This window comes from Micromonospora sp. DT31, assembly GCF_049841795.1.
Classification (GTDB): domain Bacteria; phylum Actinomycetota; class Actinomycetes; order Mycobacteriales; family Micromonosporaceae; genus Micromonospora.
The window spans coordinates 187,277-211,984 of record NZ_JBNCKZ010000006.1 but is presented as its reverse complement, the minus strand read 5'-3'; the positions used below and the strand labels follow the sequence as shown (position 1 = coordinate 211,984).

The window sequence follows — 24,708 nt, the reverse complement described above, 5'->3', positions numbered from 1 at the left end:
CGTCAATGGCCCACGGTCAGTGGGGGGTCACTCGGCGTCGCGTTCCCCGAGCGGGTTGCCGCGTACCCACTCCGCGGTCTCGGCGTACTTGCGCTCGATGTACTCCTCCAGCCGGGCACGCTCGACCCGCCATTGACCCCGGCCACCGATCTTGATCGCCGGCAGCTCGCCGCTGCGCACCATGTGGTAGACCTGCGAGTCCGAGACGTTCAGCTCGGCGGCGACGTCGGACAACAGCAGGAACCTCGACTCCACGGTGACTCCCGGGGTTGGCTTCGTTTGACTCAGTTTGCCACCAGCGCATGACGTTTCCCGATCCTCCTCCCGGGGACACACCGTCGGCAGATTTCGCCGGGACGGGTCGTCGGGTGTATGACGGTCTCGGCGTACGGCATGATCGGCGCCCGGGAGTCGGCGTCCGCCGACCGGTGGCCTGAGTGCGGGGGAGAGACCGGTGTCCGACGAGCTTGTCCGGGTCTACCTGCCGGCGACCGTGCCCATGCTCGCCCGGCTGCGCGAGGAGGGCCTGACCGTCGAGTCGGCCCACGCGGTCACGCCGGAGCTGCGTGAGTGGTACGCCGAGGGTGACGAGGAGGAGCTGGAATACGTCGCCTTCACCCGGGCCGCCCAGGACGCGCTCCTGCTGCTGCGGGCCGATCCCGCCGCCCCGCGGCGACGGGTGGTCGTCTCGGTCGACCTGCCGGGCCGTGCGGTCGGCCGGCTCGCCGGCGAACTGGGCTCCAGCGCGGTCCAGCCGGCCGGGCCGGTGCCGGTGAAGTCGGTCGCCGCGCTGCACGTGGACGGCGCGGACGCCGCGGACGACGTGGCCGCAGCCGTCGAGGTGGTGGCCGAGGCCCAGGCCGGCGACCCGGACGCCCAGTTCACCGTGGACGGGGCCGAGGACCACGAACTTGAGTGGTACGACGTGACCGAACTGGACCTGCTGCTGCGCGACGCCCGCTGAGCCGTCGAGCGCTCAGGACGCCGGCTCGTCCTGCCCGTCCTCGACCGGACGCGGGCCGAGGGTGCGCCCGAAGGCGATGAGCGTGGTCAACGCACCCACGAAGAGCACCCAGATGCCGTTGTCCACCCGCGAGGTGCCGAGCGCGGTCTGCGCCACCTCGTCGGCCTCGCTGAGCGCGGCGGCCAGGTCGAGCAGTCCGCGCCCGCCGATCCGGATGATCACCTCGGTGAGCAGCAGGAGCAGGCCCGCGCCGGCGCCGGCCACCAGGTAACCGGGCCACCGCACCGGCGCGGCCACGCCGTCCCGACGCTCCGCGCGGCGGCGCGACCAGGCCAGGTAGAGGAATGCCACCAAGCCCACGAGCAGCCCGGCGAGCAGTGACTCGGTACGGGAGACCCACTTCGCGGCGTCGATCACGGACTGCTGGGTCTCCCCGGCGCCGAACAGCTCGGAGAGCGGGTCCCGGGCCCGGCTGAACAGCACCACGAAGACCTGCGCGGCCAGCGTCGCGGCGGCCAGCGCGGCCACCACCCGGGCCTGGCGCGCCCCGGCGAGCGCCCCACCGATGATCGAGGCGGCGGCAGCCGTGCCGGCGATGGTGTTCGTGGTGGCGTTGTCCGCGTACGTCAGGTTGATCGCCACTGCGGTCAGGAGCCCGACCAGCAGGCCGGTGCCGACGGTGGCCAGGAAGCGCAGGGTGACCCGACCCAGTCGGTTGGTCGCGGCGAGCGCGACCGTGGCGCCGGTGAGCAGGGCCGCGGTGATCACGCCGGGCAGCGCGTACGCGGACAGGCTGATCGCGGTGACGCCGGCCGCGGTCGAGGTGATCGCCTCCCGGGTGGACCAGAGCATGGCGGCGAGCCACCCGATCGAGAGCGCGGCCAGCACCAGCGCCGCGGGGGCGTACTCTGGTCGCACCACGGCCGTCGGGCCGTCGCCGGTCGGCCTCGCGTCGGCGGTGTCCGCGCCGGCCGGCTCGTCGGCGGCCGGTTCCACGACGGCTGGTTCGACGACCTCGGGGTTGTCCGGCTCCGCGGCCGTGGAGCTGCCGGGCTGGTTGCTCATCGTCTCCCTTTCGACGGTCGCCGGGCCGGGCCGGGCAGGTCACCGACCAACCAGGGTACGCGGCACATGGGGCCTGCCCGGCCAGGCGGTGCGGCACTCCGGCCCCCGCCCGCCTCCTTGATCGACTCCACCTCGCCGGGTGACGTCGTCCGCCGCTCCCGGACACCGCGGCCCGCCGGGGTGCAGTGGGCCCCCGCTCCGACGAATCGTCGGTTGAAGTGCGACGGTCCCGAGGTTTCGCGGGCTTGTGCGGCCTCCTGCCGAAGGACCGGAGAAATGGCCTACCGAGTCGTCAGTCGGGGAGGCCGGGCCGGCGGGGGTGTCCCGTGAAAGAATCGGTCCAGGTCCCGCCGCCGCGACCCGCCCCACCCCGCGGTGTCCGGCGTCCGGTCACCCGGCCGGCGCCCGCGGGTCCGGTTTCGCCGTCGCCGTCGAGATCGCCCAGGAGCCTGTGATGGACGCCGTGTTCTCCGTACCCGAGCCGCACAACGAGCCGGTCCGCAACTACGAGCCCGGCAGCGCCGACCGGGAGCGGCTCCAGCGACGGCTCGCCGAGCTGGCCGCCGAGCGGATCGACCTGCCGATGACGATCGCCGGCGAACGGCGGATGGCCGGCGGCGAACCCATCGACGTGGTCCAGCCGCACAAGCACGCGCACGTGCTGGGCGTCACCGGGCACGCCACCCACGAGGACGCCCGCGCCGCGGTCCAGGCCGCCAAGGACGCCGCGCCGATGTGGCGGGCGCTGCCGTTCGAGGAACGGGCCGCGATCCTCCTGCGCGCCGCCGACCTGCTCGCCGGCCCCTGGCGGGACACGCTCAACGCGGCCACCATGCTCGGCCAGTCCAAGACCGCCGTCCAGGCGGAGATCGACGCAGCCTGCGAGCTGATCGACTTCCTCCGGTTCAACGTGCACTTCGCCCGCCGGCTCCTGGCCGAGCAGCCGCTGTCCTCGCCGGGTGTGTGGAACCGTCTGGACCACCGGCCGCTGGAGGGCTTCGTCTACGCGGTCACCCCGTTCAACTTCACCGCGATCGCCGGCAACCTGCCCTCCGCGCCGGCCCTGCTCGGCAACACCGTGGTCTGGAAGCCGGCCCCGACCCAGCAGTTCGCCGCGCACTTCACCATGCGGCTGTTCGAGGCGGCCGGCCTGCCGCCCGGCGTGATCAACATGGTCACCGGGCGGGGCGAGGAGGTCTCCGACGTCGTGCTGGCCGACCCCGACCTGGCCGGCATCCACTTCACCGGCTCGACCAAGGTGTTCCAGCACCTGTGGCGCAGCGTCGGCGACAACATCGCCGGCTACCGCGGCTACCCCCGGCTGGTCGGCGAGACCGGCGGCAAGGACTTCGTGGTCGCGCACCCCAGCGCCGACGTGGACGCGCTGCACACCGCGCTGATCCGGGGCGCCTACGAATACCAGGGGCAGAAGTGCTCGGCCGCCTCGCGGGCGTACGTCCCGAGGTCGATCTGGGAGGGTGGGCTGCGCGACCGGCTGGCCGCCACCGCGGACAGCCTGACCTACGGCGACGTCACCGACTTCGCCAACTTCGGCGGTGCGGTGATCGACGACAAGGCGTTCGGCCGGCATGTCGCCGCGCTGGAGCTGATCAAGGGTGACGACTCCTGTCGGACCCTGGCCGGCGGCACCGCCGACGACTCGGTCGGCTACTTCGTCCGGCCGACGCTGTTCGAGTGCTCCGACGCCGCCCACGAGACGTTCACCACCGAGTACTTCGGCCCCATCCTCGGCGTGCACGTCTTCGACGACGCCCGCTTCGACGAGGCCGTCGCCCAGGCCGAGTCGATCGCGCCGTACGCGCTGACCGGGTCGATCTTCGCGACCGACCGCCGGGTGGTCGACCAGGTGGCGGAGAAGATGCGGTACGCGGCCGGCAACTTCTACATCAACGACAAGCCGACCGGGGCGGTGGTCGGGCAGCAGCCGTTCGGTGGCGCGCGGGCCAGCGGCACGAACGACAAAGCGGGCTCATGGCACAACCTGGTCCGCTGGACGTCGCCGCGAACGATCAAGGAGACGTTCGTCCCGCCGACCGACCACACCTACCCGCACATGGGCTGAGAGCGCGGTGTGCGGAGGGGCCCTCCTAACAGACGGGTGCTTCAGGAGGGGCCCCTTCCCTACTGTCGTCGGCCGACAGTGCACATCGGACCTGCCATCGAGTGGCGAAAACGGCAAATCCTGGACACCGGAGCCGACAAAGTGGCAGCTTAGAGGGCATGGCGGAATCCGGAGTCAATCCGACGGCGGCGGCCCTGCTCGGCCTGCTGCACGACGGCCCGATGACTGGCGGCCAATTGATGGCCGCCGCTGAGCGCCGGCTGGCGCCGTACTGGTCCATGACCCGCAGTCAGGTCTACCGGGAGCTTCCGGTGCTGGCCGAGAAAGGCCTGGTGCGCCTCGGCAAGCCCGGCCCGCGGATGAGCCAGCCGTACGCGCTGACGGCAGCCGGGAAACGGACATTCTCCCGATGGCTGGCGGAGAATCCCGGCAAGGACACCGTCCGTAATCCGATAGCGCTACGGATCGCGTTCGGCGCCCTGCACTCGACGAGCCAGCTCAAGAACCTGTACGCCACGGCGAACGAGTACCACACCGAGGCGTTGGCGGCGGTCCGGGAGCAGGTCAAGAACGCGAAGAAGGAAGGCGACACCTACGACGCCAGCGCGCTGGAGTTCGCCGTCGCCTACCACAAGGCGGCGTTGTCCTGGCTCAAGACCGCCCCGGTCGGCTGAACCAACCCCCTGAGTCGAGCCGGCCGACACCGGCGGGGCGGGATTTTTTTGGGTGTGACTGCGGGGCTCGCAAGCTCACTCCTCGCACGCGCAGTAGTCTTGTCTGTCGTGACCGCTGCCGATTACGCCGAACAGCTCAAGGACCTCGACGCCACACTGCGCAACATCGAGGCCGTGCTCGACCTGGACAAGCTGCGCGAGCAGAAGGCCCGGTTGGAGCAGGCGGCCTCCGCACCCGACCTGTGGGACGACCAGGCCAAGGCGCAGCAGGTGACGTCGCAGCTGTCGTACGTCAACGGCGAGATCACCAGGCTCGGTGACCTGCGCTCCCAGCTCGACGACGCCGGGGTGCTGCTGGAGCTTGCCCAGGCGGAGTCCGACCCGGGCGTGCTGACCGAGGTGGAGTCGGAGATCGCCGGGCTGACCAAGGCCATCCAGGAGATGGAGGTCCGCACGCTGCTCTCCGGCGAGTACGACTCGCGGGAGGCGCTGGTCGCCATCCGGGCCGGCGCGGGCGGTGTCGACGCTGCGGACTTCGCCGAGATGCTGCTGCGGATGTACCTGCGCTGGGCGGAGCGGCACGGCTACCCGACGGAGGTCTACGAGACCTCGTACGCCGAGGAGGCGGGCCTGAAGTCCGCCACGTTCACGGTGAAGGTCCCGTACGCCTACGGCACGCTGAGCGTGGAGTCCGGCACCCACCGGCTGGTGCGGATCAGCCCGTTCGACAACCAGGGCCGCCGGCAGACCAGCTTCGCCGGTGTCGAGGTGCTGCCGGTCACCGAGCAGACCGACCACATCGACATCCCGGAGAACGAGGTCCGGGTGGACGTCTACCGGTCGTCCGGGCCGGGTGGGCAGAGCGTCAACACCACCGACTCGGCGGTGCGGCTGACCCATATCCCCACCGGCATCGTGGTGACCTGCCAGAACGAGAAGTCCCAGCTGCAGAACAAGGCCTCCGCGATGCGGGTGCTCCAGGCCCGCCTGCTGGAGCGCAAGCGGCAGGAGGAGGAGGCGAAGCTGGCCGGCCTCAAGACCGGCGGCACCAGCTCCTGGGGCGACCAGATGCGCTCCTACGTCCTGCACCCGTATCAGATGGTGAAGGATCTGCGAACCGAGCAGGAGACGGGCAATCCGTCCTCGGTCTTCGACGGTGAGCTGGACAGCTTCATCGAGGCGGGAATCCGCTGGCGGAAGCAGCAGCAGCTCACCGCTGACGGTGCGTGATCACACTCCGACAGAGCGCGTCATCGATCTCGGTTTGACCGGGTAAATCGATGACGCGTGTCGCTTGGGCGGGGCGGGGGGCTTGGCTCTGCGGTTACACCGCGTAGACTTCCGACCCGTGATTCAGCTTGAGCAAGTGACGAAGACGTACCCGAAGGCGTCCCGGCCTTCGCTCGACAACGTGTCCGTCTCGATCGAGAAGGGCGAGTTCGTCTTCTTCATCGGTCCCTCCGGCTCCGGCAAGTCCACCATCATCAAGTTGCTGCTGCACGAGGTCACGCCCAACAAGGGGCGGGTCGTCGTCAACGGCAAGGACGTCACGTCGATGCGTTCGTGGAAGCGACCCCACTTCCGGCGTTCCATCGGCTGCGTCTTCCAGGACTTCCGGCTGCTGCCCAACCGCACCGCGTACGAGAACGTGGCGTTCGCGCTGGAGGTGATCGGCAAGACGAAGGCGGTCGCCCGCAGGGTCGTGCCGGAGGTGCTGGAGCTGGTCGGTCTCGGCGGCAAGGAGCACCGCTACCCGCACGAGCTGTCCGGCGGTGAGCAGCAGCGCGTCGCGGTGGCCCGGGCGTTCGTGAACCGGCCCCTGATCCTGCTGGCCGACGAGCCCACCGGAAACCTGGACCCGGACACCTCGATCGAGATCATGCGCCTGTTGGACCGGATCAACCGCACCGGCACCACTGTCGTGATGGTTACGCACGACTCCAACATCGTGAACCAGATGCGGCGTCGGGTGATCGAGATCGAGAGCGGCCGCATCGTGCGCGACCAGGCCCGCGGCGTCTACGGCTGAGCCGGTAGACGATCCGTAGACCCTCGACGAACACCTCACGCCGGAGAGCCGGAGGAATATCCCGATGCGGATGAAGTACGTCCTGTCCGAGGTACTGGTCGGACTGTGGCGCAACGTCACGATGACCGTCGCCATGATCATCACAATGGCGGTCTCGCTGTTCATGCTGGGCGGCAGCGGCCTTCTGTACCAGAAGGTCGGCGACATGAAGGACCTCTACTACGAGAACGTCGAGGTCTCGATCTTCCTGAAGACCGACGCCACCAAGGAGCAGGTCGACGCGCTGGGCCAGCAGCTCGAACAGGACCCGCTGGTCAGGGACTCGACGTACGTCAACAAGGACCAGGCGTACGAGCGCTTCCAGCAGATGTACGCCGACGCCCCGGATCTGGTCAGCGTGGTCAAGCCGGACCAGCTTCCCGAGTCGTACCGGCTCAAGCTGAACGACCCCGAGCAGTACAAGGCCATCTACGACAAGTACAAGGCCACCGAGGGCATCGACACGATCGTCGACCAGAGCAAGCTGCTCGACAAGGTCTTCGGCGTGCTCAGCGGGTTCCAGAACGGCGCTCTGGCGATCGCCACGGTGATGGCGGTGGCGGCACTGCTGCTGGTGGCGAACACCATTCAGGTGGCCGCGTACAGCAAACGGCGTGAGGTCGCGGTCATGAAGCTGGTCGGTGCCTCGAACTGGTTCATCCAGGCGCCGTTCGTGCTGGAGGCGGTGGTCGCCGGCCTGTTCGGCTCCATCCTCGGCCTGGTCGCGTTGATCGCGGTGAAGACACTGTCCGCCGGCAGTTCGATGGCGGCCCTGGAGGGCCTGATCACGCCGATCTCCTGGTCCGACATCTTCCTGACCTTCCCGCTGATGGCCGCCGTCGGTGGCGTGGTCAGCGCGGTCACCGCCTGGGTCACGCTGCGCTTCTACCTGCGGGTCTAGTCGCTGGTACGGCTTCGTCGAGGGGCCCTTCCGCCGGAATAAACCGCGCGGAAGGGCCCTTGTGGTTCCGGTAGGATGATCTCCGCTCGCCGGCCGGCAGCCGGCGAGACGATCGGGAGGAGGTGGCACCGATGCCACGGGAAAAAGGGCGCAAGGTGGTCGCCTCCAACAAGAAGGCTCGGCACGACTACGCCATCCTCGACACGTACGAGGCGGGCATGGCGTTGACCGGCACCGAGGTCAAGTCGCTGCGGGCCGGGCGGGCGTCACTTGTCGACGCGTTCGCCCAGGAACGTGACGGCGAGCTCTACCTGCACGCCATGCACATCCCGGAGTACGCCCAGGGCACCTGGACCAACCACGAGCCCCGGCGGACCCGTAAGTTGCTGCTGAACCGGCTGGAGATCGACCGGCTGTTGGGCAAGCTCAAGGAGAGCGGTCTGACGCTGGTGCCGTTGCAGGTCTACTTCTCCGACGGCTGGGCGAAGGTGGAGATCGGCCTGGCCCGGGGTAAGAAGTCCTACGACAAGCGGCAGGACCTGGCCAAGCGGGACGCCGCGCGGGAGATCTCCCGGGCGGTGGGGCGGCGCGGCAAGGGCATGGCCGAGTGAGACGTCCGGTTCGTCCGGTTGCCGGCCTCGGGCCGGCCTCGGGATGAATCCGGTTGCGCCAGGCGTTAGGCTTGGTGTGCTGCCGACACGGGCAGCCCTTCGAGGGGGTGACTGGTTTCGACTTCGTACGCAGCGACAGGGGAAGCGAGCCGAGGAAGCCGACGTCGTCTCGAGAATCGGTCGTCGGAAACCAATAAGCGCCAAGCAAAATCGCGCTGACTTCGCTCTCGCCGCCTGAGGCGAGTAGTGAGTCTGTCGGCCTGGGAGCGCCTTCGACCCAGTTAGCCGGCATCAGCTAGAAGGCTGGCCAATCGGACCCGGTCGCGGGGTCCGTGCGGCGAGATTAATCAGCGACTGGGCCCGTCACACCAACTTGCTCGCGTGAGCGGTGGGGCCGAGTAGAGGCACAGCGAGCTGCGCTCGGAGAAGCCCTGACAAACCGGCGAAGGACCCGGGTTCGATTCCCGGCACCTCCACCACCTGAACTGTGCGCCCCGGTCCACCCGGACCGGGGCGCACAGTCGTCGGCGGCCCACCCGCCCCGCCGGGCTGAGCTTCACAGGATCTTCGGCACCTCGGTGCTGATCGGCACCGGCAGCACCGTCGGCCGGTCCCCGGCCAGTGCGGCGGCCAACGCCGGCCCGAACCGCTCCAGCGACGTCACCACCTCGGCCGCGCAGCCGTACCCCCGAGCCACCGCGGTCACGTCCAACCCGGGCAGGTCCAGCGCCGGCACGCCCGGCGTGTGCTCCAACTCGGCGAACGCCTTGAGGATCGCGTACTGCTGGTTCACCGGAATCACCACGGCCAGCGGCAGCCGCAGCCGCGCCGCGGTCCACAGGGCCTGCACCGAGTAGTGGAACGACCCGTCGCCGACCACCGCCACCACCGGACGTCCGCGCCCGGTGTCGCGTTCGGCGAGCGCGATGCCCACCGCCGCCGGCAACCCGAAGCCCAGACCGCCACTGGCCATCGTGACGTACGAGCGGGGCCTGTCGATCGGCAGCCGACGCCGCAACGCGGCCAGGTTGGACGGTGACTCCTGCACCAGCACCCCGTCCACCGGCCAGGCGGCGGCCAGCGCCGCGAACAGCCCGTCGGCACCGGGCGGATCGGACGGCTCGGGCGGGGCCGGGTGTTCCCGGGGCGGCGGCGCGGGCCGGTCGGTCGGCGGCAGCAGGTCCACAAGCGCGGACATGGTCAACCCGGCGTCACCGAGCAGGCTCTCCCCGACCGGGGCGCGGGCCGCCTCGTCGGGGTCGTCGGTGACGTGCAGCAGCCGGGCGTCCCCGGGCAGGTAGTCGCCCGGTACGTACGGGTAGTAGCGGAACACCGGTGCGCCGACCACCAGCACCACATCGTGCCCGCGCAACGCCGCCGACAGCGGACCGATCGCGTACGGCAGCACGCCCCGGAACTGCGGGTGGCGCTCCGGGAAGACGGCCCGCTCCGGCGCCGGGGCGGCCCACACCGGGGCGGCCAGTCGCTCGGCCAGCGCCACCGCGGCCGGCCAGGCGTCCGACCGGTCCACGGCCGCGCCGAGCACCAACGCCGGGGCGCGGGCGGCGGCCAGCGCGGTGGCGAAGCCGCGCAGCCGGTCCGGGTCCGGCGCGACGCGGGTGGCGACGGTACGCACCGGCGGCGGCGCACCGGCGGGCCGGTCCCAGTCGTCCATCGGCAGGGAGAGGTAGACCGGCCCGGCGGGCGGTTGCACCGCCATGGCGTACGCCCGCATGAAGGCCGCCGGGATGTCCTGCGCGCGGGTCGGCTCGTGCGCCCACTTGACGTACGGCTGGACCAGCTCGACCGCGCGAGGGCTGGCCAGGCGCGGCTCGATCAGCAGCATCTCCCGGGTCTGCTGGCCGGCGCTGACGATCAGCGGCGTCCGGTTGTGCCAGGCGGTGACCAGGTTGCCCATGCCGTTGCCGGTGCCCGGGGCGGTGTGCAGGTTGACGTGCGCGGGCCGCCCGGTGGCCTGTGCGTAGCCGTCCGCCATGGCGACCGCGGACGCTTCCTGGAGCGCGTGCACGTAGTGGAAGTCGGCCGGGAAGCCCTGGAGGAACGGCTCCTCGGTCGAGCCGGGGTTGCCGAAGACGGTGGTCAACCCGAGCGCGCGCAGCAGGTCGTAGGTGGCCTCGCGCACCGTCGCCATCGCCGGCTGCCTCCATCCCCTGGCCGTGGATGCCGGAGACGGGTGCCCCGGTCCCCGACAACCGAATCTATCCGGCCCCGGGTGACTTTTCGGGCGCTTCGCCTGGGCTCAGGGCAGCGGGAACGGCAGCTTGATGCCGTCCAACACGTCACCGCAGGGGCACTCCCGTTCGGCGGGAAGCGCGGCGACCGCGTCCAGCAGCACCGCGCGCAGCCGGTCGGTGTTCTCCGCGAAGACACGGAACACCTCGTCCTGGGTGACCGAGTCGCCCGCCTCGACACCCGCGTCCAGGTCGGTGACCAGAGCGATCGAGGTGTAACAGAGCGCCAACTCGCGGGCGAGGACCGCCTCCGGGTGGCCGGTCATGTTGACCACCGTGCCGCCGATCGAGGCGAACCACCGGGACTCCGCCCGGGTGGAGAAACGCGGCCCCTCGATCACCACCACGGTCCCGCCGTCCACCGCCGTCACGTCCCGCCCGGCCGCCGCGGCCAGCAGCGTCCGACGCCCGGTCGGGCAGTACGGGTCGGCGAACGACACGTGCACCGCGCCCCGGTCGTAGTAGGTCTGCGTGCGCCCGCTGGTCCGGTCGATCAACTGGTCCGGCACCACGAACGTGCCAGGACCGAGTTCCGGCCGCAGCCCGCCGACCGCGCAGGGCGCCAACACCTGGCGTACGCCGAGGGAGCGCAACGCCCACAGGTTGGCCCGGTAGGGAATCCGGTGTGGCGGATACCTGTGGTCCCGGCCGTGCCGGGGCAGGAACGCCACCCGGCGACCACCCACCTCGGCCACCGTGATCGGATCGGACGGAGGGCCGTACGGGGTGTCCACCGTGTGCTCGACGCCGTCCAGCAGGGCGTAGAGGCCCGACCCGCCGATTACCGCCAGTTCGGCTTCCGCCGCCATCCGATCCCTCCCCAGAATCGTGCCGATCACTCGCCACTCAGACCTTAGACCGACGGCGGGACGCAAGCTATGGTGCGAGACATGGCGTCGACGGCGTGGACGGTCGACGACCCCGCGCCGGTAGGGGCGCACGGCTGACGGGTGTTCGACATGCAGGGTGAGGGGCAGGCGATCGGTGGCCGAGCCATGGAGTCGATGACCGGACGACTGCTGGTCGCGACGCCCGTGCTCAAGGATCCGAACTTCGACCGTACCGTCGTGCTGCTTGTCGCCCACGAGTCCGGCGGCGCACTCGGTGTGGTGCTGAACCGGGCCACCGAGGTGCCTGTCGCCGACGTGCTCGGCGACTGGGGTGAGCTGGCACGCGATCCCGCCGTCCTGTTCGAGGGCGGGCCGGTGCAGCCCGACTCGGCCATCTGCCTGGCGCGGATGCGCCAGCCGGTCACGCAGGTGAAGGGGTTCCACCGGGTCTCCGGAGCGGTCGGCACCATCGACCTGTCGGTCGACCCGGAGAAGATGCGCGAAGCCGTCGGCGGCATCCGGGTCTTCGCCGGCTACTCCGGCTGGGGCGCCGGCCAGCTGGAGCGGGAGATCGAGGAGGGGTCCTGGTTCGTGCTCGACGCGCTGCCCGGCGACGCCTTCGTCGACCGCCCGGATGATCTCTGGCCGATGGTGCTGCGCCGGCAGGGCGGCATGATGGCCGCGGTGGCCCACTTCCCGCCCGACGTGGCGCTGAACTGAGCACCGGTGCGGGACCCCGCGATATGACCATGCTCGGCGGCGTGTGTATAGTTCTTCCCGTGCCCGGGGCGACCCGGGACGATCGCAAGGGGCCGTGGCGCAGCTGGTAGCGCACCACACTGGCAGTGTGGGGGTCAGGGGTTCGAGTCCCCTCGGCTCCACCGACCGCACCATTGTGCGAACCGGTGGTACTCCTGAGGTGCCCCCGTCCGTTTCGGGCGGGGGCATTGTCGTGTCGGTGGGGATCTTGAACACGGGTACGACTCCCTGGTCGGTGAGTTGGACTTCGGCGATGAGTACCTCGATGGCGGCTTTGCGTTCGGTGGCGGTGCCGCTGGTCATGATGGCGCTCAGGTGGTCACGGATGCGAGCGACGGTGCCGGGCGGCGGGGGCTCGGGCTGCGATGTCAGGCCAGCGTCGAGTTCGGTGTGCCGGGCCTGGAGTTGGGCCAGTCGCTGGCGGAGTTCGCGGATGCGTGGTCCGGCGGTGGCGTCGTCCATGGTGCCGTTCTCGAACGCCGCGTGATACCGGTCGATCGCGTTCTCGGTGCTGGTGATCTGGTGGGCGATGGCGGTGAGTTCGGCTCGCCGGTCGTCGCTGGTGGTGTCGTGTTGGGCGTGGGCGCGGTCGATCATGGCGGCGAGGACGGGTTCGGCGGTGGTGTAGAAGTCGTGCAGGGCCTGCAGGATCATGTGGTCGAGGTCGTCGGCGGGGAGCCGGGGTGCGGTGCAGGTGGCGTGTTTGCCGTAGCGGGTGCGGGTGAAGCAGGTGTAGTAGCGGTAGCGGCGGGTCCGGCCTTTGGCGGATGTGCCGATGTAGCGCTGTCCGCACTGCGGACATGTCAACAGGCCGGTGAGGTAGTAGTCCGAGTCGGACATGGCCCGCTGGGTTTGGACGTCGCCTCGGGCGTTGGCGATGTCCTGGGCGCGTCGGAAGGTGTCCCGGTCGATGAGTGCGTCGTGGGCGTCGGGGACGAGGATGTCGCGGTAGGCGATGTCCCCGAGGTAGGCGGGGTTGTCCAGGATCCGGTTGATGGTGTGTCCGGACCATTGTTTGCCGGTGCGGTTGGGGACGCCGCGGCCGTTCAACTCGGTGGCGATGGCGCGGGTGCCGAGACGGTCGCGCGTGTAGAGGTGGAAGATGTCGCGCAGGATGGGTGCCTCGTCGGGGTGGGGCACCAGGCGTTGGGTGTCGCGGTCGACGAGGTAGCCGTAGGGGCGGTTGCCGCCGGCCCATTGGCCTTTGCTGGCTTTCGCGGTCATGCCACTCTTTACCCGGTCGATGATCATGTTGCGTTCGAATTCGGCGAACACGGCGAGGAATTGCAGCATCATGCGACCGATCGCACCGCCGGTGTCGACGGGTTCGGTGGCGGAGGCGAATCGTACGTTGGCGGCGTCGAGGGTGGCGGCGAGATCGATGAAATGAGCGAGGCTTCGACTGAATCGGTCTACTCGGTAAACGAGTAGGACGTCGAACATGCCGGCTTTCGCGGCATCGAGTGCCTTTTTCAATCCGGGGCGGTCGGTGGTGGCGCCGGAGGCGTCATCTTCGAATTCGCAGACGATGACCCAGTCGGGGTGGCTCTCGACGTACTTACGCAGGGCGGTGCGTTGGGCGAGCAGGCTGAAGGGCTGGTGCTCGTCGTCGGTGGAGCGCCGGATGTAGATGCACACCCGGCACGGGCCGGTCGACGTGTCGGGCTGGGTGCTCGTGGGGGCCCGTCGGCCGCGTCGCTTCGGTGCGCTGGTGGGGGTGGGCTTGCCTGGCATGAGGGTGGTTCCTCCGTGCGGGGTTGGGGTGGCTCGGCCGACGGGCGGCCCACTCGCGGGTGGGCCGCCCGGTGTCGGGCGAGGGTTTCAGGCGGCGAGGTCGGGGTGTTCGCGCCAGAACTGGTTGAGTAGGACGGCGAGGGCTTCGGCGGCGTTGTCGAGGTCTTCGGCGGTCATGGGAATGGTGTCGACGCGTGCGATACGCATCGGAATCGTCGTTTCCTTTCCGCCGGTTGAGGTGGTTTTCGCACCGCCGTTATTGGTGGCGGTACCGGAATGCGGGTCGTCAGGATAGCTCCGGACGGCATTTTCGTCGTCATGGGGCGCGGTGGCCACGGTCCTCCGAAAAGCAAGTGTCGCTGCTGGGGTCGGAGTCCTTCGTTCATGCGGTTTCCTTTCCTGCGCGAATGCGCGCGATGATCCGGTTGATGCGGGAGAGCCCACTGGCGGCGGTCACGGCTGCCTGGCGTGAGGGGCGCGGACGATAGCTCGCAGCGGGGTCACCGGCAGACGATTCGGGCTGTCAGCGACTCACGACAACTCACGCAGGGGTCGGAGAGCGGCTGACAGTTTCGAAGGCTTGCTGTCGTGGCGAGAGCAGAGGTACCCTCCGCCCTTCCTCGACGGGAGAAAGGCGCGGACAGCTACCGCACGCACGCGCGCCGCGGGGCCGCCTGGTCAACGGCGGGATGGCCCTTGTCGCCGCCTGTGTGGGCGCGTGTCCGGTCACCGGGGACGGGTCCGCCGCTGTGGGTCAGCCGGCCTGTTCGCTGCGGCTGCCTCCGACAGGGAGGTCGGCCAAACGCATCGACGCCCCGTGGTAGCGGTGCAGCCACCACATCGCCTCGGCCGGGGTGACGCCGGTGACCTCGGCGTGCACGGCGGTAGCCACCGGGTAAATGGTCCCGGCGGCGGCGAGTTCCTGATGCAGGTGCCGCTCCCGCTCCGGGGAGTGCAGCCAGAACAAGACCGGCCAGATCCGGCCGGTGGCGTGCGCGAGTTCCCGGTAGCCGTCGATCTTGTCGACCAGTCGGGAAAGCGGCCGTTCGGTGCCGAGGTCGTACTCCAGGAAGAACGGCACCCTGCGGTCGCCTTCGACCCAGATGCCGTGCCCATCCGGCCGCGACCTCGGCGTATAAGCGCGGGCCGCGACATCGTCGTCGGGCTCGGCGAAGGCCCCCGTCTGCTGGCAACGTCCAGCCGGCCACCAGCGCGTTAACTCGCTGCCGGGATGGGTGCGGGCGTGACCGGCCAGGGCGGTGAAGAAGCCGTTGACCCCGAGCAGATGCGGCAGGTTTGCCCGCCTCGTCAGGTGCCAACGCTTCCGCCGGGCCTGGTCCCTGCGCGGCAGGTCGTCGCCGCGCTGCGCGGCGACGACCTCGACGCCGAGTTGCGCCAGCACGTAGTGGTAGGGGTAGGAGCCGCCGTCGGGCTTCTGCGGCCGGAACCGGTCCACTACCCCCAACTTCTGCATCAGGGCCCGCAGGCGTTCCTGGGCGTAATCGACCGAGGGGAAAAGGGCATTGGCGATCTGGAAGGAGGTGAGAACACCGTGATCGGCCAGCCAACCGAGCAGGACGAGGTCGCGGTCGGTGAGCTGGGACTGCACACGAAGCAGCTGATCAGGCATGCGCCATCACCATCCCAGGGGGGAGAGACCCAGTCGGAGGGTCTGTCGCATCACGACAGACGTTGCTGACAGCGGCCCTGACCTGGGCTGTGAGCCGAACCGAAGGGTCCGTTCGGGGGTCCTGTTGAAGCGGGACGCCAAGTGGGAGACCCGGCCGGACCCGCAACGGGAGGTCAAGGCCGAATCTGTCAGGTTCGGGGTTCGCGAAAGCGAGGGCTCTTGCGTTTCGCGCGGAAGAGGCGTGATGCGTGGTCAAGGTGTCCTCCATGAGCGAGATCAGGGTGGGTGGAAGCGGAGCCGTAGACTTCGCGGCCGTGGTGGTGGCACAAGGGCAGGCTGGTAATGAGTCGGGGTGATGTCAGGTGAGGCCGCAAGGAGTCACAACCAACGTCTACTGACTGACCACAGCAGGACGGACACGGCCGGCAGGAGCACGGGCTCACACGGTCGGCGGCGACCTGGAATCATGTTCGGATGCCGTTCGGATCGATCCGTGGTGACTTGACTAACGAGAAGGTTGACGCTCTACCACCAGTAGTGCGTGCATGCCTGAGGGCTCGTGGAGCGCTGGGCGACGCAGTAGATCTCGTACTGATTCACAACGAACGTCCGGGCGGTGGTGATCAGCCGCGGGGGGTGCTGAACCCGCTGGTTGTGATGCTGGCTGTATCGACATGGGAGCGGCTGGTGTACGAGGTCGGCACCGCCGTCAGCTTCCCCGTGGGCGAGCGGGAGACTGTCGGCCGGCTGGGCTGGCGGAACAAGCAGTCGAAGGCCGCGCGAATCTTGGCTCAGGCAACGGCGCAGTGTCCTGCCCAGCTACAACTTCCCGGCGCGTTGATCCTCACCTTCTTCGACAGCGCTGCTGGAAAGCGACTCGGAGCCCCTGTTGAGCTGAGCGCCGTCGAGAATTACGACGACATGTCGAAGCGCTTGGACGACTTCATCGAGCTACGCAACGGCGTGGCGCACCGGGTGTTACCAAACAAGATGGCAGCGCCCTCCTACGAAGGCATGGGCAGCGACGCGGGTCCCGGCCGGCGGAGTGGCGAGGCGCGATGGTCGGGCCGGACGTTGAACACAAGCATCGCCCGGAGCGTCCTCGCCACCTACGTCCAATTAGTCGATCAGACGATCGCCTGCCTTCTCACGTCCGAAAGCATCGAGGGGCGCGAGGCCGATCCGTACCGCCTTCCAGCGTGGTGGTTTACGGATGACCATGAGCAGGACGGCATCAGGTCCGCTCAGCCGGGCTGCCTGTGGGGCGGGGCGAAGCTCCCGCGACGGGCCCAGAAGATGGCGACCTGAAGACTGTCGATGTCGGCTGAACTTTTCAGGCGGAGCCGACATTGGCAGCGGGAGCATGAGGGCTACCCGCGATCTTGGTCAGTGCGGCGGACGACCGACTTGGTGGCGCAAGTGCCTCGCCTACTGCCACCCGGATCGCCCTGCTACGACCTCGGGATGCCGTTCTTTGCGCCCGCCAAGAAACTCGCCCATGCGGCGCGCTCGAAGGCGAGTACCGGACCCGAGGGGTCTTTGCTGTCACGCAGCGCGACAGTGGTGTCGAAGTCGGCGACCTCGACGCACTGACCGTTCCCACTCGATCGGCTGCTCTTTCTCCACTGGGCGCGGGACGCTTCAGCTTGGTTCATCCCGTACCTCCTTGTTGATCGATCACGGCGGCTTGGGCCTTGATCAGTTTGATCGAGTTGGTGGGGTCCAGCGCGGTGGCGCGGAGGTGTTCGAACGTGGTGGAGTAGCGGCGTACGTCTGCCTCGCGCTCCAGGAACAGATCGCCGGCCATGCTGTCGACGTAGACCAAGGCCGGGTCGGCCGGGTCGGGGAAGTCCATGACGACGAACGAGCCCGGCATGCCGGCGTGGGCGCCGGCCGTGAATGGGATGACTTGGAGAGTCACGTGCGGCTGGTCGGCTGCCTCCGCCAGGGCTTCCAGTTGCGCGGCCATGACCTCAGCGCCGCCGGTCTGCCGGTGCAGGACGGCCTCGTCGAGAATTGCCCAGACACGCAGCGGCTCCGTCTTGCGAAGCGAAACCTGTCGCTGTATCCGCGCGTCTACTCGGGCCTGAACGTCAGTGTCCGTGGCTAACGGTAGGACGCCGCGGATCACCGCCCGAGCGTAGTTCTCGGTCTGGAGGAGGCCGGGGACGAAGAGGGACTCGTAGTTGCGGACCGATCGGGCCTCGGCCTCGAAGCTGATGTACGTGGTGTACAGCTCGGGAAGCTCGGACTCGTACGCCTGGAGCCATCCCAGCTGTGCGGCCTGACTCGATAGGGCGATGAGTTCGCTGCGCTTGTCTTCGTCGGTGACGCCGTACTTGTCGAGCATCGCCATCAGGGTGCGCCGCTGTGGGCGGACCTTGGCCGTCTCGATCCGATAGAGCGTGGCGGGGTTGATGCCGGTCTGCTCGCTGACCTCGTCGCGGGTGAGGCCGGCCGCGGTGCGCAGTCCACGCAGCTCCGCAGCGAGCCGCCGGAGGCGCACGGTGGGTGGCTGCCGTCGAGCTGACAACTCCATGTCCCTTCGCTCCTGTCGTAGTCAGAGTGTGCCCGCCATGCGGATGCAACCTCTAGGCAGGCCAGGCAAGTGACTTACTTGCGAATGCAATCCTTGCATTCTCACTAGTGCATAGGCACTATGGGCTTGAGCATGTCAGGCCGGTGCGGCCCGAAAGCCGCGCGGTGCGACGGTGGGCTCGCGCTCCCAGGGGCCCGCCGCTCGTCCGGCCTCGGACGCCTCTTGACGGGACGCAGTCCGTCACCCGAAGCGGGTTGCGTCCCTTGAGGGGCCGAGTCAGGGAGGCAGCGCAGTGGTCCCATCCCTCGCCTTGGTGGCGGTTGCGGTACTCGGCTTCGCCGCTGGGCTGTTCCTGTTCAAGATCAAATCCCGGTGGTGCCGACGGTGCGGTTCGGTGCTGAACTGCCCCGCCTGCGGAGGCCGCAGATCCCGGCCACAGCCGGGCCAAACGGGTTGGATGGGCGGGCTGTGATCCCGACACCCCTCATACCCGAGGTGACGGTCGCGCCCGGCGACGCTGTGCACCTACGTGAGCAGGACTATCAGCACAGCTGCGGTCCGCTCTGGCTGCGAATCATCCACGTCCGCCTTGACCTAAGCACCTGGTACGACGGCCAGTGGGTGTGGCTCGAAGGCATCGAGATCAACGCGCACAGCCAGGCAGGATGCTTCCGGCAAGTGCTCGCCCGCGTGGCTGCCCTCCCGCGACCGGAGGCATGAGATGGCCGCCACCATCTACCTGTCGGAGGCGGCCATCGATCAGCTCACCGCCGCCCAGCGAACGCTCGCCGAGCACGTCACCTCCAGCGCCACCGGCTACTGCCTGCGCTGCCGTCTGGTTGGCCCCTGCCCCACGAACGAGCAGGCCGCCGCCACCTTCACGCGTTACGGCCGCCTACCCCGCAGAACGCCCGGCGCCACCCGCCCACAACTCATCAACGCCCGCCGACTCACCGCCAGCCCTGATTCCGCGGCCGGCCTCACCCGGAGGTACCAACCGTGATCCTGCCCAACATCGCCGCCGCGCTGCGGGACCTGCACGTCTCCATCGGCCAGCAGCAGGACCTTGCCAAGGTCGTCATCCAGGATGCCGAGAACGCCCGAGCCGAGTTCCGCGCTCTCACCGCCGGGGCCACCAACCCACTGGTCAACCGGGCACTGGGCAACTACGCCCAAGGAATCGTCAAGCTCCGCGACGGCTCATGGCTGCTCGCCGAAGCAGGCGGCATCCTCGCCGAGTACGCGCGAGCAATCGGCATCGACCTCCCTCAGCAGCCCGCCAAGGAAAAGCGGAAGGTCGAGCCGACTCACGACGAGCAAAGCGAAACCATTTTCGACCATCCCGACGGCCAGCCACCTTCGCAATCCGACGAGTCGGCACCACACGATCCGAAGGCCCACTGACCGTTCGGGCTCGACGACATCTTTAAAGCGGCGGGCGGCTGGCGGCGCTCAGCCACCAGCCGTCGCCACCGCCACCAAGTGCTTACCGACGAGGTCCTGAGCCTGCTTGACCTCGTCTACACCCTCCTCAAGGCGAACAGGCGCCTGCCGGCACGCACGGACGGCGCTGTTCAGCAGGTTGTTCCCGCCGCCCCGGCTGACCTTCTGGAAGTGGGCCTGAGCATTGTTCACCGAGTCGACAACCTCCGCGATGCCCCGACCCACCTGATCGAGCGTCTGCAGCACCATGCTCAACTCCGCCATCACCGAACCGATCGGACCACCACCCCGCCCAGCGGTGATCCGATCCAGCCCGGCGTTCATGGCACGGCCGACCAACCCACCGACCTTCATGCCGGCGTACGCCGCACCCACCGCGACCAAGGGCGAGGGCTGGTGGCCAGCGGCATCGACTGCCGCAGTGGCCGCCACCGCGATCCCAGCGCCAGCCACCTTCCCGACCTTCTCGCTGACCTTGGTGATGCCTTCCCGCGCTGATTCCACCGCTGTATCCACCAGCGCGCGTCCGGCTGACCGTCCTACGTTGCCGAGGCGGGAACCGGAGGTTCCGGCTCGGTTAGTCTGCCGACGCCATCCCATCGCTAGGAAGTCTTGTCGAGAACTGCGCAGCCCGCAGATACGAGTAGCGGCACGTTGCCGGCGATCGCCTTTGCGGCTTCGTCCGCGGTCAAGGCGTCAAGCTCTTCGCCATCGGCTCTGCCCTGCTCGGCGTCCTCAGCAAGGCCAGAGCAGGCGGCCCAGAGCGACTCTTCGATGTTGGAGAACGCCCAGATCCCGTAGACCGTCGCGCTTACCTTCAATAGAGGCTGCCCGTTGTGGCCGATGCGCTCCCAAGCAGGCTCGTCCGGCGTGTTGCCCATGCCTTCGGCGGTGGGAAACAGCTTGAGCTGCCTAAACACTCTCTCGAGCGAGCCGTCCGGGTCGAACTCGATGAGCAATCCCCGCTCCAGGAGTCCTTCGATGATGTGCTCCGGCTTTGTGGGACCGTCGCCAGACGCATCGATATCGTCGCGCAGCGTTCCTCGGTTGATCTCAAGCCGGGAGTGACGCTCAGGGTCAAGGAAAGCTCGTCCCCACACCTTGAACTCGTCGATGGTCAGCTGTGCGAACTCCTGGCCAAGCCTCACCCGGTAGAACTCCGGCTCAGAGTCAGGCGGAGTGGCGTACCGGTACGAGGGGCCAAGGTTGAGGCCGACAGGAACAATGACGGTGGGCATCGAGGGGACCTTCCGGGATTCGGTGTCAGAGGACGGCGTTGTACTTGTCGGTCTGGGCGGATGCGGCCTGGATCAGGCCGGCGCCTTCGCCGAACTTCTGCTTGGCGGCGCTGAGCTTGCCTATGGCACCCATGACGGCGGGTTGCTGGGTGCCGGCGGCGAGGGCCTGGAGCACGGCGATGGCCTTGTCGACCTGGGCGTTGACGCCGGCGAGCTGGGCGAGTGCCTTTTCGGCCTCGGACTTGCCGTGAGCCAGGCCCGCCTTGATGTCTCCGATGGTGGCCACTGGATGTTCCTCCCCTGATTCGTGGTGTCCAACGCACCGCCGTTGGTGGCAGATGCGTCTGCGGTTCAGCCTCTGGTCGCGGCGATGAAGATGAACCACAAGATCGGCATGCCGACAAAACAGATCACTCCGCCGGCCCGCGCGGACCGGGTGCCACCGCTGCCGATGCGCGGCTGTCCGACGAGGCTGATCGTGAGATAGCCGGCGAAGAAGGCCAGCGCGGGCAGCCCACACAGGGACCAGGGCACGAGCTGCCAAGGGATCCGGTCGAGGTCGGTGTCGGGGCTGACGGCAAACATCAGCAGCGACGCGAAGGTGCCCAGCATCGCCGCAGCGGCATAGACGAGGGCGTTGCGGGCCAGCGGCGTCAGCCCGGGCAACAGCGGTGGCTGAGCCGCCCGCCGGTGGGCGTTCTCCGCGGCGGCGTCAGCCGCGTCAGCGGCTGCTGCGGCCCGGCGCAGGGCCTCAGCGGGGTCAGGTATGGGACCGGGCGCTATACCTCCGATGTGTGGCTCGGGCAGGCGCAGGGAGACGGCGAGTTGTTGAAGGTGTTGTCGCTGAGCCCCCAGCCGGTAGGTGATCTGGTCGACGGCGGCCTGTCCGTTGCGGCTGGTAGCGCCCTGGTGCTCGGAGCGGACGCGTTCGTCGTGCAGCAGGGCGGACAGGCGACGGGAGTGATCGGTGTAGGCAGCCCAGCCGCCGTCGCGGGGCATCGGGGTGACGGGCTGGTCTGTCATTCCATGTCGTCGATCTGGTCGAGGGTGCCGGGGCGCACGTAGGGGACGATGAGGGCGCGGCGGTTGTCGTGCCGATCAATCAGTAGAGCGCGGTTGGGGCGGGACTGCCATTCGGATGCGTAGTCGCCGAGCAGGGCCCCGAAGTCGTTCCCGGGAAGGTTGAGGGCGACGAGGCAGGCGACCTCGTTGCCACCGGTGGGCCCGAGGTCGTCGGTGAACCGGCTCACGGTGCGCCACCAGCCGAGCAGGTGGACACCTTGTGTGGGCCCATTGGCCAACACATCTCGGAGGTCGTCGTGTCCGGAGCGGTAGGTGGTGGGGTCGCTGGCGGCGAGGAGACTACTGGCGATGTCCGCGCCGAAGATCACCAGATAGGTCGTCTGCCCACCACCGGGAGCGGTCGCCTGAGCGAGGTCCGCCAGTCGCGCTCGGAGCTGGGCTGCGCTGACGGTTTCGCATGAGTGGCCGGCTGCGGTGATCGCGCCGACAGTGGCGTCGGCGGCCTCGTCGGCTGCGGCAACCAACGGCGCGACGAGGAACCTGGCGGTGCCGGGGGCGTGCTGGCGGGCCAAGCTGACGGTGGCCGCGAAGAGGACGTCGGCCCCGACCGGCGAGGTGCCGAGCACCGCTACGTGGCTGCCCGGGGTCGCGTCCAGGGTGAACCCGGCAGTGGGCAGGCCGACATCCACGGCTCGGCCGACCAGGGCTCGCCGTCGGCGTACGTCCGGCGTCAGGCGGACGAAGGTGGGGTCCTGGTCGGGGTGCTGCTCGGCGTAGCCGGCGAACACTGCTGGCGGGGCGTCGCCCGGTGGCCGAGCGTCCCACAGCAGGTGCCGCTGCGCGCTCACCGACTCTGCGTCGGCGTTGGGGAAGCGGATGACCCGGTTCGCCCCCGCTATCCCGGCCGCTGAGTTGATGACCGCGCCACCGATGGGCAGGTTGTCCGCGCCGTCGTTGAGCTGGTCGAGGATGCCGCCGCCGCCGGCGAGGGCGACCCGCAGCGGGAATTGGCCGAAGATCGACTCGGTCTTGGTGAACAGCGCCTCCACCCCGGAGATGGTCTGCGAGGCCAGGATCAGGTGGATGCCGTACGAGCGCCCCTTACGCGCCAGCTCTTCTAGCAGGGCCACAGCCTGCCGGGCGACTGCGTCGTTGCCCTCGAACAGCACGTGGAACTCGTCTATCACCGCCAGCAGCCGCGGCATCGCCACGTCCGGCCGGCCGATGCGTAGGTCGGCGAGTTTGGTCACCCCGGCCCGCTTCAGCTCGGTTGCCCGCCGGGTCATCTCGCGCGACAGCGTCCGCAGCACCGCCAGCCCGTACTCCCGGTCTGACTCGATACCGACGGTGCGGGCGTGCGGAATCCAGGACGGGTCCACCGCCGTCGGGGTGAACTCGGCGAACGACACGCCCTCCTTGAAGTCCAGCAGGTACAGGCCAAGCTCGTCCGGCGAGTAGCGCGACGCCAGGCCGTAGAGCACGTCCAGCAGGAACACCGTCTTGCCCGACCCGGTACGACCACCCACCAACCAGTGCGGTGTCGCGTCATCGAGCGCCAACACGCACTCGTTGCGGCCGTCCCGGCCCACCACGGTCTTTAGCCCGCCGACCGACGACTCCTGCCAAATCTGCGCCGGCATCAGCGCCGCGAAGTCCGTCGACGCCTGCACCCGCGCCGACTTCGCCAACTTGCGGCAGACCGCCTCCACCAGATCGTCTGGAGGCCCAGCGTCCAACCGCATCGGCACCGCCAACCCGGACCCGTCAGAGCTGAACCGGTAAGGCCCCGGCGGGTCGGACACGGCGAACAACCCGCCGCCGACCGCCGTCAGATGCGTGGTGCTCTCCAGGCGGGGTGCCGCGTTGAGCCCCGGATGCTGCGGTGGTGGATAGCCAGCGAGCAGCAGGAACACCCCGGCCGCCGGACCGGCATGGGCGATTGCCGCCAGTCGCGACCATTCCGTACGACCCGCGCCCTCGGGCAGGGCCGCACAGCACACCAGCAGTACCGAGGGGTCCGTCTCGCCGGCTTGGGCGCGCTCGATCCGTTCCTCCGCCTCGGTCAGCACCTGCTGAAGGCCGGGCAGGTCGATTGCGGGCCGCCGCCACGCCTCCGCATCGACCATCGCCCGGAACGGGCCGAACACCGCCCCGAGAGTCGCCCCGTCTACGGCCGCGACGCGAAGCGCGCCATCCGGTAGCGCCGCGAGCACCCGCAGCAGTAAGCCACGCAGCCAGCGCGCCACCGCCGGATCACGGGTGTCACTGTCAACCGCCAGATGACCGGCGCCCACGAACGGCACCACGACACTGAACGCGCTGCCGGCGACGGGCGACGCGTCTCCCAGCCGAACGGGAATCGGGCGTCCCAGTGCGGCGTCGGCGCCGGTTGGGATGTCGGCAGCGGCATGAGCCAGCCGGCAGCCGAGCCAGCCCGGCGTCAACCCCTCAGCGAGCCGCTGCATCCCCGCAGCGAACCGCCGCGCCTCCTCGCGGGCCTGCGTCGAGACGCCATCCTGGCCAGCGCGGTCGCGCAGACGCACCCTGGCGGCATCCACATGCGACACAGCCTCCCGATGTGCTGTCACCGCCCGACCGAACGCCGACGCCACCGACTCCATGCCAACGTCTCCCCAGGACCGATGGACCGCGATCTCTGGAGCCGACCTTACCCAACTGCGCCACCTGCAGTCAGCCCTGTGTAGCGCAGGGTGCTGATCAAATGCCGAGCGGATGATTTCGGGTCGACTGCAGCGCGTCGAACTCCGGCTAGGCCTATCGGAAGTCAACGACTAGTGCCCGACAGGACCGCCGCCGTCGACTCCACGTCGGTGCGCCCTTGGACACCGACGAAGACCAGCACGGCCCCCTCCGGCCAGCCCGCCCTCGCCACT

The 24,708-nt window shown here is 69.1% G+C and carries 24 protein-coding genes, 1 tRNA gene, 1 other RNA gene and 1 pseudogene; 13 read left to right on the top strand and 14 right to left on the bottom strand.

Annotated elements, in window-relative coordinates; genetic code table 11:
- Positions 1–27: 27 nt before the first annotated feature.
- Positions 28–255, bottom strand: coding sequence for a helix-turn-helix domain-containing protein (locus tag ACLQ2X_RS13115; protein ID WP_099162455.1), 228 nt, complete (start codon positions 253–255; stop codon positions 28–30).
- 199 nt (positions 256–454) lie between these two features.
- Between ACLQ2X_RS13115 and ACLQ2X_RS13110 the strand changes: the two genes are divergently transcribed.
- A complete protein-coding gene (locus tag ACLQ2X_RS13110) occupies positions 455–964 on the top strand; it encodes a DUF6912 family protein (RefSeq protein WP_425681268.1) in 510 nt (169 codons plus the stop codon).
- A gap of 12 nt (positions 965–976) precedes the next feature.
- Here the strand turns inward: ACLQ2X_RS13110 and ACLQ2X_RS13105 are convergent, their stop codons facing one another.
- The gene (locus ACLQ2X_RS13105) at positions 977–2,029 is read right to left on the bottom strand and encodes a hypothetical protein (protein ID WP_425681267.1); all 1,053 of its coding nucleotides are present in this window, start codon (positions 2,027–2,029) and stop codon (positions 977–979) included.
- A gap of 454 nt (positions 2,030–2,483) precedes the next feature.
- Between ACLQ2X_RS13105 and pruA the strand changes: the two genes are divergently transcribed.
- The 7 genes from pruA to ssrA all read left to right on the top strand — a co-directional run bounded on the left by pruA (position 2,484) and on the right by ssrA (position 8,845).
- Entirely contained in the window at positions 2,484–4,112 is a 1,629-nt protein-coding gene (gene pruA, locus ACLQ2X_RS13100) for an L-glutamate gamma-semialdehyde dehydrogenase (RefSeq protein ID WP_425681266.1), read from the top strand.
- 158 nt (positions 4,113–4,270) lie between these two features.
- Positions 4,271–4,786 (top strand): helix-turn-helix transcriptional regulator, encoded by a 516-nt coding sequence (locus ACLQ2X_RS13095; RefSeq protein ID WP_425681265.1) that lies wholly within the window; start codon positions 4,271–4,273, stop codon positions 4,784–4,786.
- Between the two features lie 108 nt (positions 4,787–4,894).
- The gene (gene prfB / locus ACLQ2X_RS13090) at positions 4,895–6,016 is read left to right on the top strand and encodes a peptide chain release factor 2 (protein WP_425681264.1); all 1,122 of its coding nucleotides are present in this window, start codon (positions 4,895–4,897) and stop codon (positions 6,014–6,016) included.
- A 118-nt stretch (positions 6,017–6,134) separates the two neighbouring features.
- Positions 6,135–6,815 (top strand): cell division ATP-binding protein FtsE, encoded by a 681-nt coding sequence (gene ftsE, locus ACLQ2X_RS13085; protein ID WP_013284225.1) that lies wholly within the window; start codon positions 6,135–6,137, stop codon positions 6,813–6,815.
- A gap of 64 nt (positions 6,816–6,879) precedes the next feature.
- Positions 6,880–7,755 (top strand): permease-like cell division protein FtsX, encoded by an 876-nt coding sequence (gene ftsX, locus ACLQ2X_RS13080; RefSeq protein WP_425681263.1) that lies wholly within the window; start codon positions 6,880–6,882, stop codon positions 7,753–7,755.
- A gap of 131 nt (positions 7,756–7,886) precedes the next feature.
- The gene (smpB, locus tag ACLQ2X_RS13075) at positions 7,887–8,366 is read left to right on the top strand and encodes an SsrA-binding protein SmpB (protein ID WP_425681262.1); all 480 of its coding nucleotides are present in this window, start codon (positions 7,887–7,889) and stop codon (positions 8,364–8,366) included.
- 103 nt (positions 8,367–8,469) lie between these two features.
- Positions 8,470–8,845, top strand: a transfer-messenger RNA (tmRNA) gene (gene ssrA / locus ACLQ2X_RS13070).
- Between the two features lie 77 nt (positions 8,846–8,922).
- Here ssrA and mdlC read toward each other — a convergent pair.
- Positions 8,923–10,518 (bottom strand): benzoylformate decarboxylase, encoded by a 1,596-nt coding sequence (mdlC, locus tag ACLQ2X_RS13065; RefSeq protein WP_425681261.1) that lies wholly within the window; start codon positions 10,516–10,518, stop codon positions 8,923–8,925.
- A 108-nt stretch (positions 10,519–10,626) separates the two neighbouring features.
- Positions 10,627–11,427, bottom strand: a complete 801-nt coding sequence (locus ACLQ2X_RS13060) for an S-methyl-5'-thioadenosine phosphorylase (RefSeq protein WP_425681395.1) — start codon at positions 11,425–11,427, stop codon at positions 10,627–10,629.
- Positions 11,428–11,577: 150 nt separating this feature from the next.
- Between ACLQ2X_RS13060 and ACLQ2X_RS13055 the strand changes: the two genes are divergently transcribed.
- Both ACLQ2X_RS13055 and ACLQ2X_RS13050 read left to right on the top strand, forming a co-directional pair.
- Entirely contained in the window at positions 11,578–12,168 is a 591-nt protein-coding gene (locus ACLQ2X_RS13055) for a YqgE/AlgH family protein (RefSeq protein WP_425681394.1), read from the top strand.
- Positions 12,169–12,256: 88 nt separating this feature from the next.
- A tRNA-Ala gene (locus ACLQ2X_RS13050) sits at positions 12,257–12,329 on the top strand.
- 574 nt (positions 12,330–12,903) lie between these two features.
- Here ACLQ2X_RS13050 and ACLQ2X_RS13045 read toward each other — a convergent pair.
- The 3 genes and pseudogenes from ACLQ2X_RS13045 to ACLQ2X_RS13035 all read right to left on the bottom strand — a co-directional run.
- A pseudogene (locus tag ACLQ2X_RS13045) lies at positions 12,904–13,941 on the bottom strand (recombinase family protein); the annotation flags it as partial.
- Positions 13,942–14,028: 87 nt separating this feature from the next.
- Positions 14,029–14,277: a hypothetical protein gene (locus ACLQ2X_RS13040; protein ID WP_425681260.1), complete on the bottom strand. Its 249-nt coding sequence runs from the start codon at positions 14,275–14,277 to the stop codon at positions 14,029–14,031.
- A gap of 418 nt (positions 14,278–14,695) precedes the next feature.
- Positions 14,696–15,571, bottom strand: coding sequence for a replication-relaxation family protein (locus ACLQ2X_RS13035; protein ID WP_425681259.1), 876 nt, complete (start codon positions 15,569–15,571; stop codon positions 14,696–14,698).
- A gap of 636 nt (positions 15,572–16,207) precedes the next feature.
- Here ACLQ2X_RS13035 and ACLQ2X_RS13030 point away from each other — a divergent pair.
- Positions 16,208–16,879, top strand: a complete 672-nt coding sequence (locus tag ACLQ2X_RS13030) for a hypothetical protein (protein WP_425681258.1) — start codon at positions 16,208–16,210, stop codon at positions 16,877–16,879.
- Positions 16,880–17,022: 143 nt separating this feature from the next.
- On the opposite strand, the gene ACLQ2X_RS13025 is transcribed toward ACLQ2X_RS13030, so the two are convergent.
- Both ACLQ2X_RS13025 and ACLQ2X_RS13020 read right to left on the bottom strand, forming a co-directional pair.
- Positions 17,023–17,226 (bottom strand): DUF397 domain-containing protein, encoded by a 204-nt coding sequence (locus tag ACLQ2X_RS13025; RefSeq protein ID WP_425681257.1) that lies wholly within the window; start codon positions 17,224–17,226, stop codon positions 17,023–17,025.
- Complete coding sequence (locus tag ACLQ2X_RS13020; RefSeq protein ID WP_425681256.1) at positions 17,223–18,110, bottom strand: helix-turn-helix domain-containing protein; 888 nt, start codon at positions 18,108–18,110, stop codon at positions 17,223–17,225. Before ACLQ2X_RS13020 ends, ACLQ2X_RS13025 begins: the two co-directional genes overlap by 4 nt.
- Before the next feature lie 721 nt (positions 18,111–18,831).
- On the opposite strand from ACLQ2X_RS13020, the gene ACLQ2X_RS13015 reads away from it, so the two are divergent.
- On the top strand, positions 18,832–19,113 hold the full coding sequence (locus ACLQ2X_RS13015) for a hypothetical protein (RefSeq protein WP_357410508.1): 282 nt from the start codon (positions 18,832–18,834) through the stop codon (positions 19,111–19,113).
- Positions 19,110–19,514, top strand: coding sequence for a hypothetical protein (locus ACLQ2X_RS13010; protein WP_425681255.1), 405 nt, complete (start codon positions 19,110–19,112; stop codon positions 19,512–19,514). Before ACLQ2X_RS13015 ends, ACLQ2X_RS13010 begins: the two co-directional genes overlap by 4 nt.
- Before the next feature lie 48 nt (positions 19,515–19,562).
- On the opposite strand, the gene ACLQ2X_RS13005 is transcribed toward ACLQ2X_RS13010, so the two are convergent.
- The 5 genes from ACLQ2X_RS13005 to ACLQ2X_RS12985 form a co-directional block, all read right to left on the bottom strand.
- On the bottom strand, positions 19,563–19,991 hold the full coding sequence (locus ACLQ2X_RS13005; protein WP_357410533.1) for a hypothetical protein: 429 nt from the start codon (positions 19,989–19,991) through the stop codon (positions 19,563–19,565).
- 164 nt (positions 19,992–20,155) lie between these two features.
- A complete protein-coding gene (locus ACLQ2X_RS13000) occupies positions 20,156–20,791 on the bottom strand; it encodes a hypothetical protein (RefSeq protein WP_203173649.1) in 636 nt (211 codons plus the stop codon).
- A 25-nt stretch (positions 20,792–20,816) separates the two neighbouring features.
- The gene (locus tag ACLQ2X_RS12995) at positions 20,817–21,077 is read right to left on the bottom strand and encodes a hypothetical protein (RefSeq protein ID WP_203173648.1); all 261 of its coding nucleotides are present in this window, start codon (positions 21,075–21,077) and stop codon (positions 20,817–20,819) included.
- 65 nt (positions 21,078–21,142) lie between these two features.
- On the bottom strand, positions 21,143–21,814 hold the full coding sequence (locus tag ACLQ2X_RS12990) for a hypothetical protein (protein ID WP_357410502.1): 672 nt from the start codon (positions 21,812–21,814) through the stop codon (positions 21,143–21,145).
- The gene (locus tag ACLQ2X_RS12985; RefSeq protein ID WP_425681393.1) at positions 21,811–24,435 is read right to left on the bottom strand and encodes an FtsK/SpoIIIE domain-containing protein; all 2,625 of its coding nucleotides are present in this window, start codon (positions 24,433–24,435) and stop codon (positions 21,811–21,813) included. Before ACLQ2X_RS12985 ends, ACLQ2X_RS12990 begins: the two co-directional genes overlap by 4 nt.
- Between the last annotated feature and the right edge of the window lie 273 nt (positions 24,436–24,708).

Excerpts from the sequence above, each read along its gene's own strand:
- ACLQ2X_RS13105 (WP_425681267.1), bottom strand. The coding sequence starts at position 2,029 with ATGAGCAACCAGCCCGGCAGCTCCACGGCCGCGGAGCCGGACAACCCC.
- pruA (WP_425681266.1), top strand. The coding sequence starts at position 2,484 with ATGGACGCCGTGTTCTCCGTACCCGAGCCGCACAACGAGCCGGTCCGC.
- ACLQ2X_RS13095 (WP_425681265.1), top strand. The coding sequence starts at position 4,271 with ATGGCGGAATCCGGAGTCAATCCGACGGCGGCGGCCCTGCTCGGCCTG.
- ftsX (WP_425681263.1), top strand. The coding sequence starts at position 6,880 with ATGCGGATGAAGTACGTCCTGTCCGAGGTACTGGTCGGACTGTGGCGC.
- smpB (WP_425681262.1), top strand. The coding sequence starts at position 7,887 with ATGCCACGGGAAAAAGGGCGCAAGGTGGTCGCCTCCAACAAGAAGGCT.
- mdlC (WP_425681261.1), bottom strand. The coding sequence starts at position 10,518 with ATGGCGACGGTGCGCGAGGCCACCTACGACCTGCTGCGCGCGCTCGGG.
- ACLQ2X_RS13060 (WP_425681395.1), bottom strand. The coding sequence starts at position 11,427 with ATGGCGGCGGAAGCCGAACTGGCGGTAATCGGCGGGTCGGGCCTCTAC.
- ACLQ2X_RS13055 (WP_425681394.1), top strand. The coding sequence starts at position 11,578 with ATGCAGGGTGAGGGGCAGGCGATCGGTGGCCGAGCCATGGAGTCGATG.
- ACLQ2X_RS13035 (WP_425681259.1), bottom strand. The coding sequence starts at position 15,571 with ATGCCTGATCAGCTGCTTCGTGTGCAGTCCCAGCTCACCGACCGCGAC.
- ACLQ2X_RS13025 (WP_425681257.1), bottom strand. The coding sequence starts at position 17,226 with ATGAACCAAGCTGAAGCGTCCCGCGCCCAGTGGAGAAAGAGCAGCCGA.
- ACLQ2X_RS13020 (WP_425681256.1), bottom strand. The coding sequence starts at position 18,110 with ATGGAGTTGTCAGCTCGACGGCAGCCACCCACCGTGCGCCTCCGGCGG.
- ACLQ2X_RS13015 (WP_357410508.1), top strand. The coding sequence starts at position 18,832 with ATGGCCGCCACCATCTACCTGTCGGAGGCGGCCATCGATCAGCTCACC.
- ACLQ2X_RS13000 (WP_203173649.1), bottom strand. The coding sequence starts at position 20,791 with ATGCCCACCGTCATTGTTCCTGTCGGCCTCAACCTTGGCCCCTCGTAC.
- ACLQ2X_RS12990 (WP_357410502.1), bottom strand. The coding sequence starts at position 21,814 with ATGACAGACCAGCCCGTCACCCCGATGCCCCGCGACGGCGGCTGGGCT.
- ACLQ2X_RS12985 (WP_425681393.1), bottom strand. The coding sequence starts at position 24,435 with ATGGAGTCGGTGGCGTCGGCGTTCGGTCGGGCGGTGACAGCACATCGG.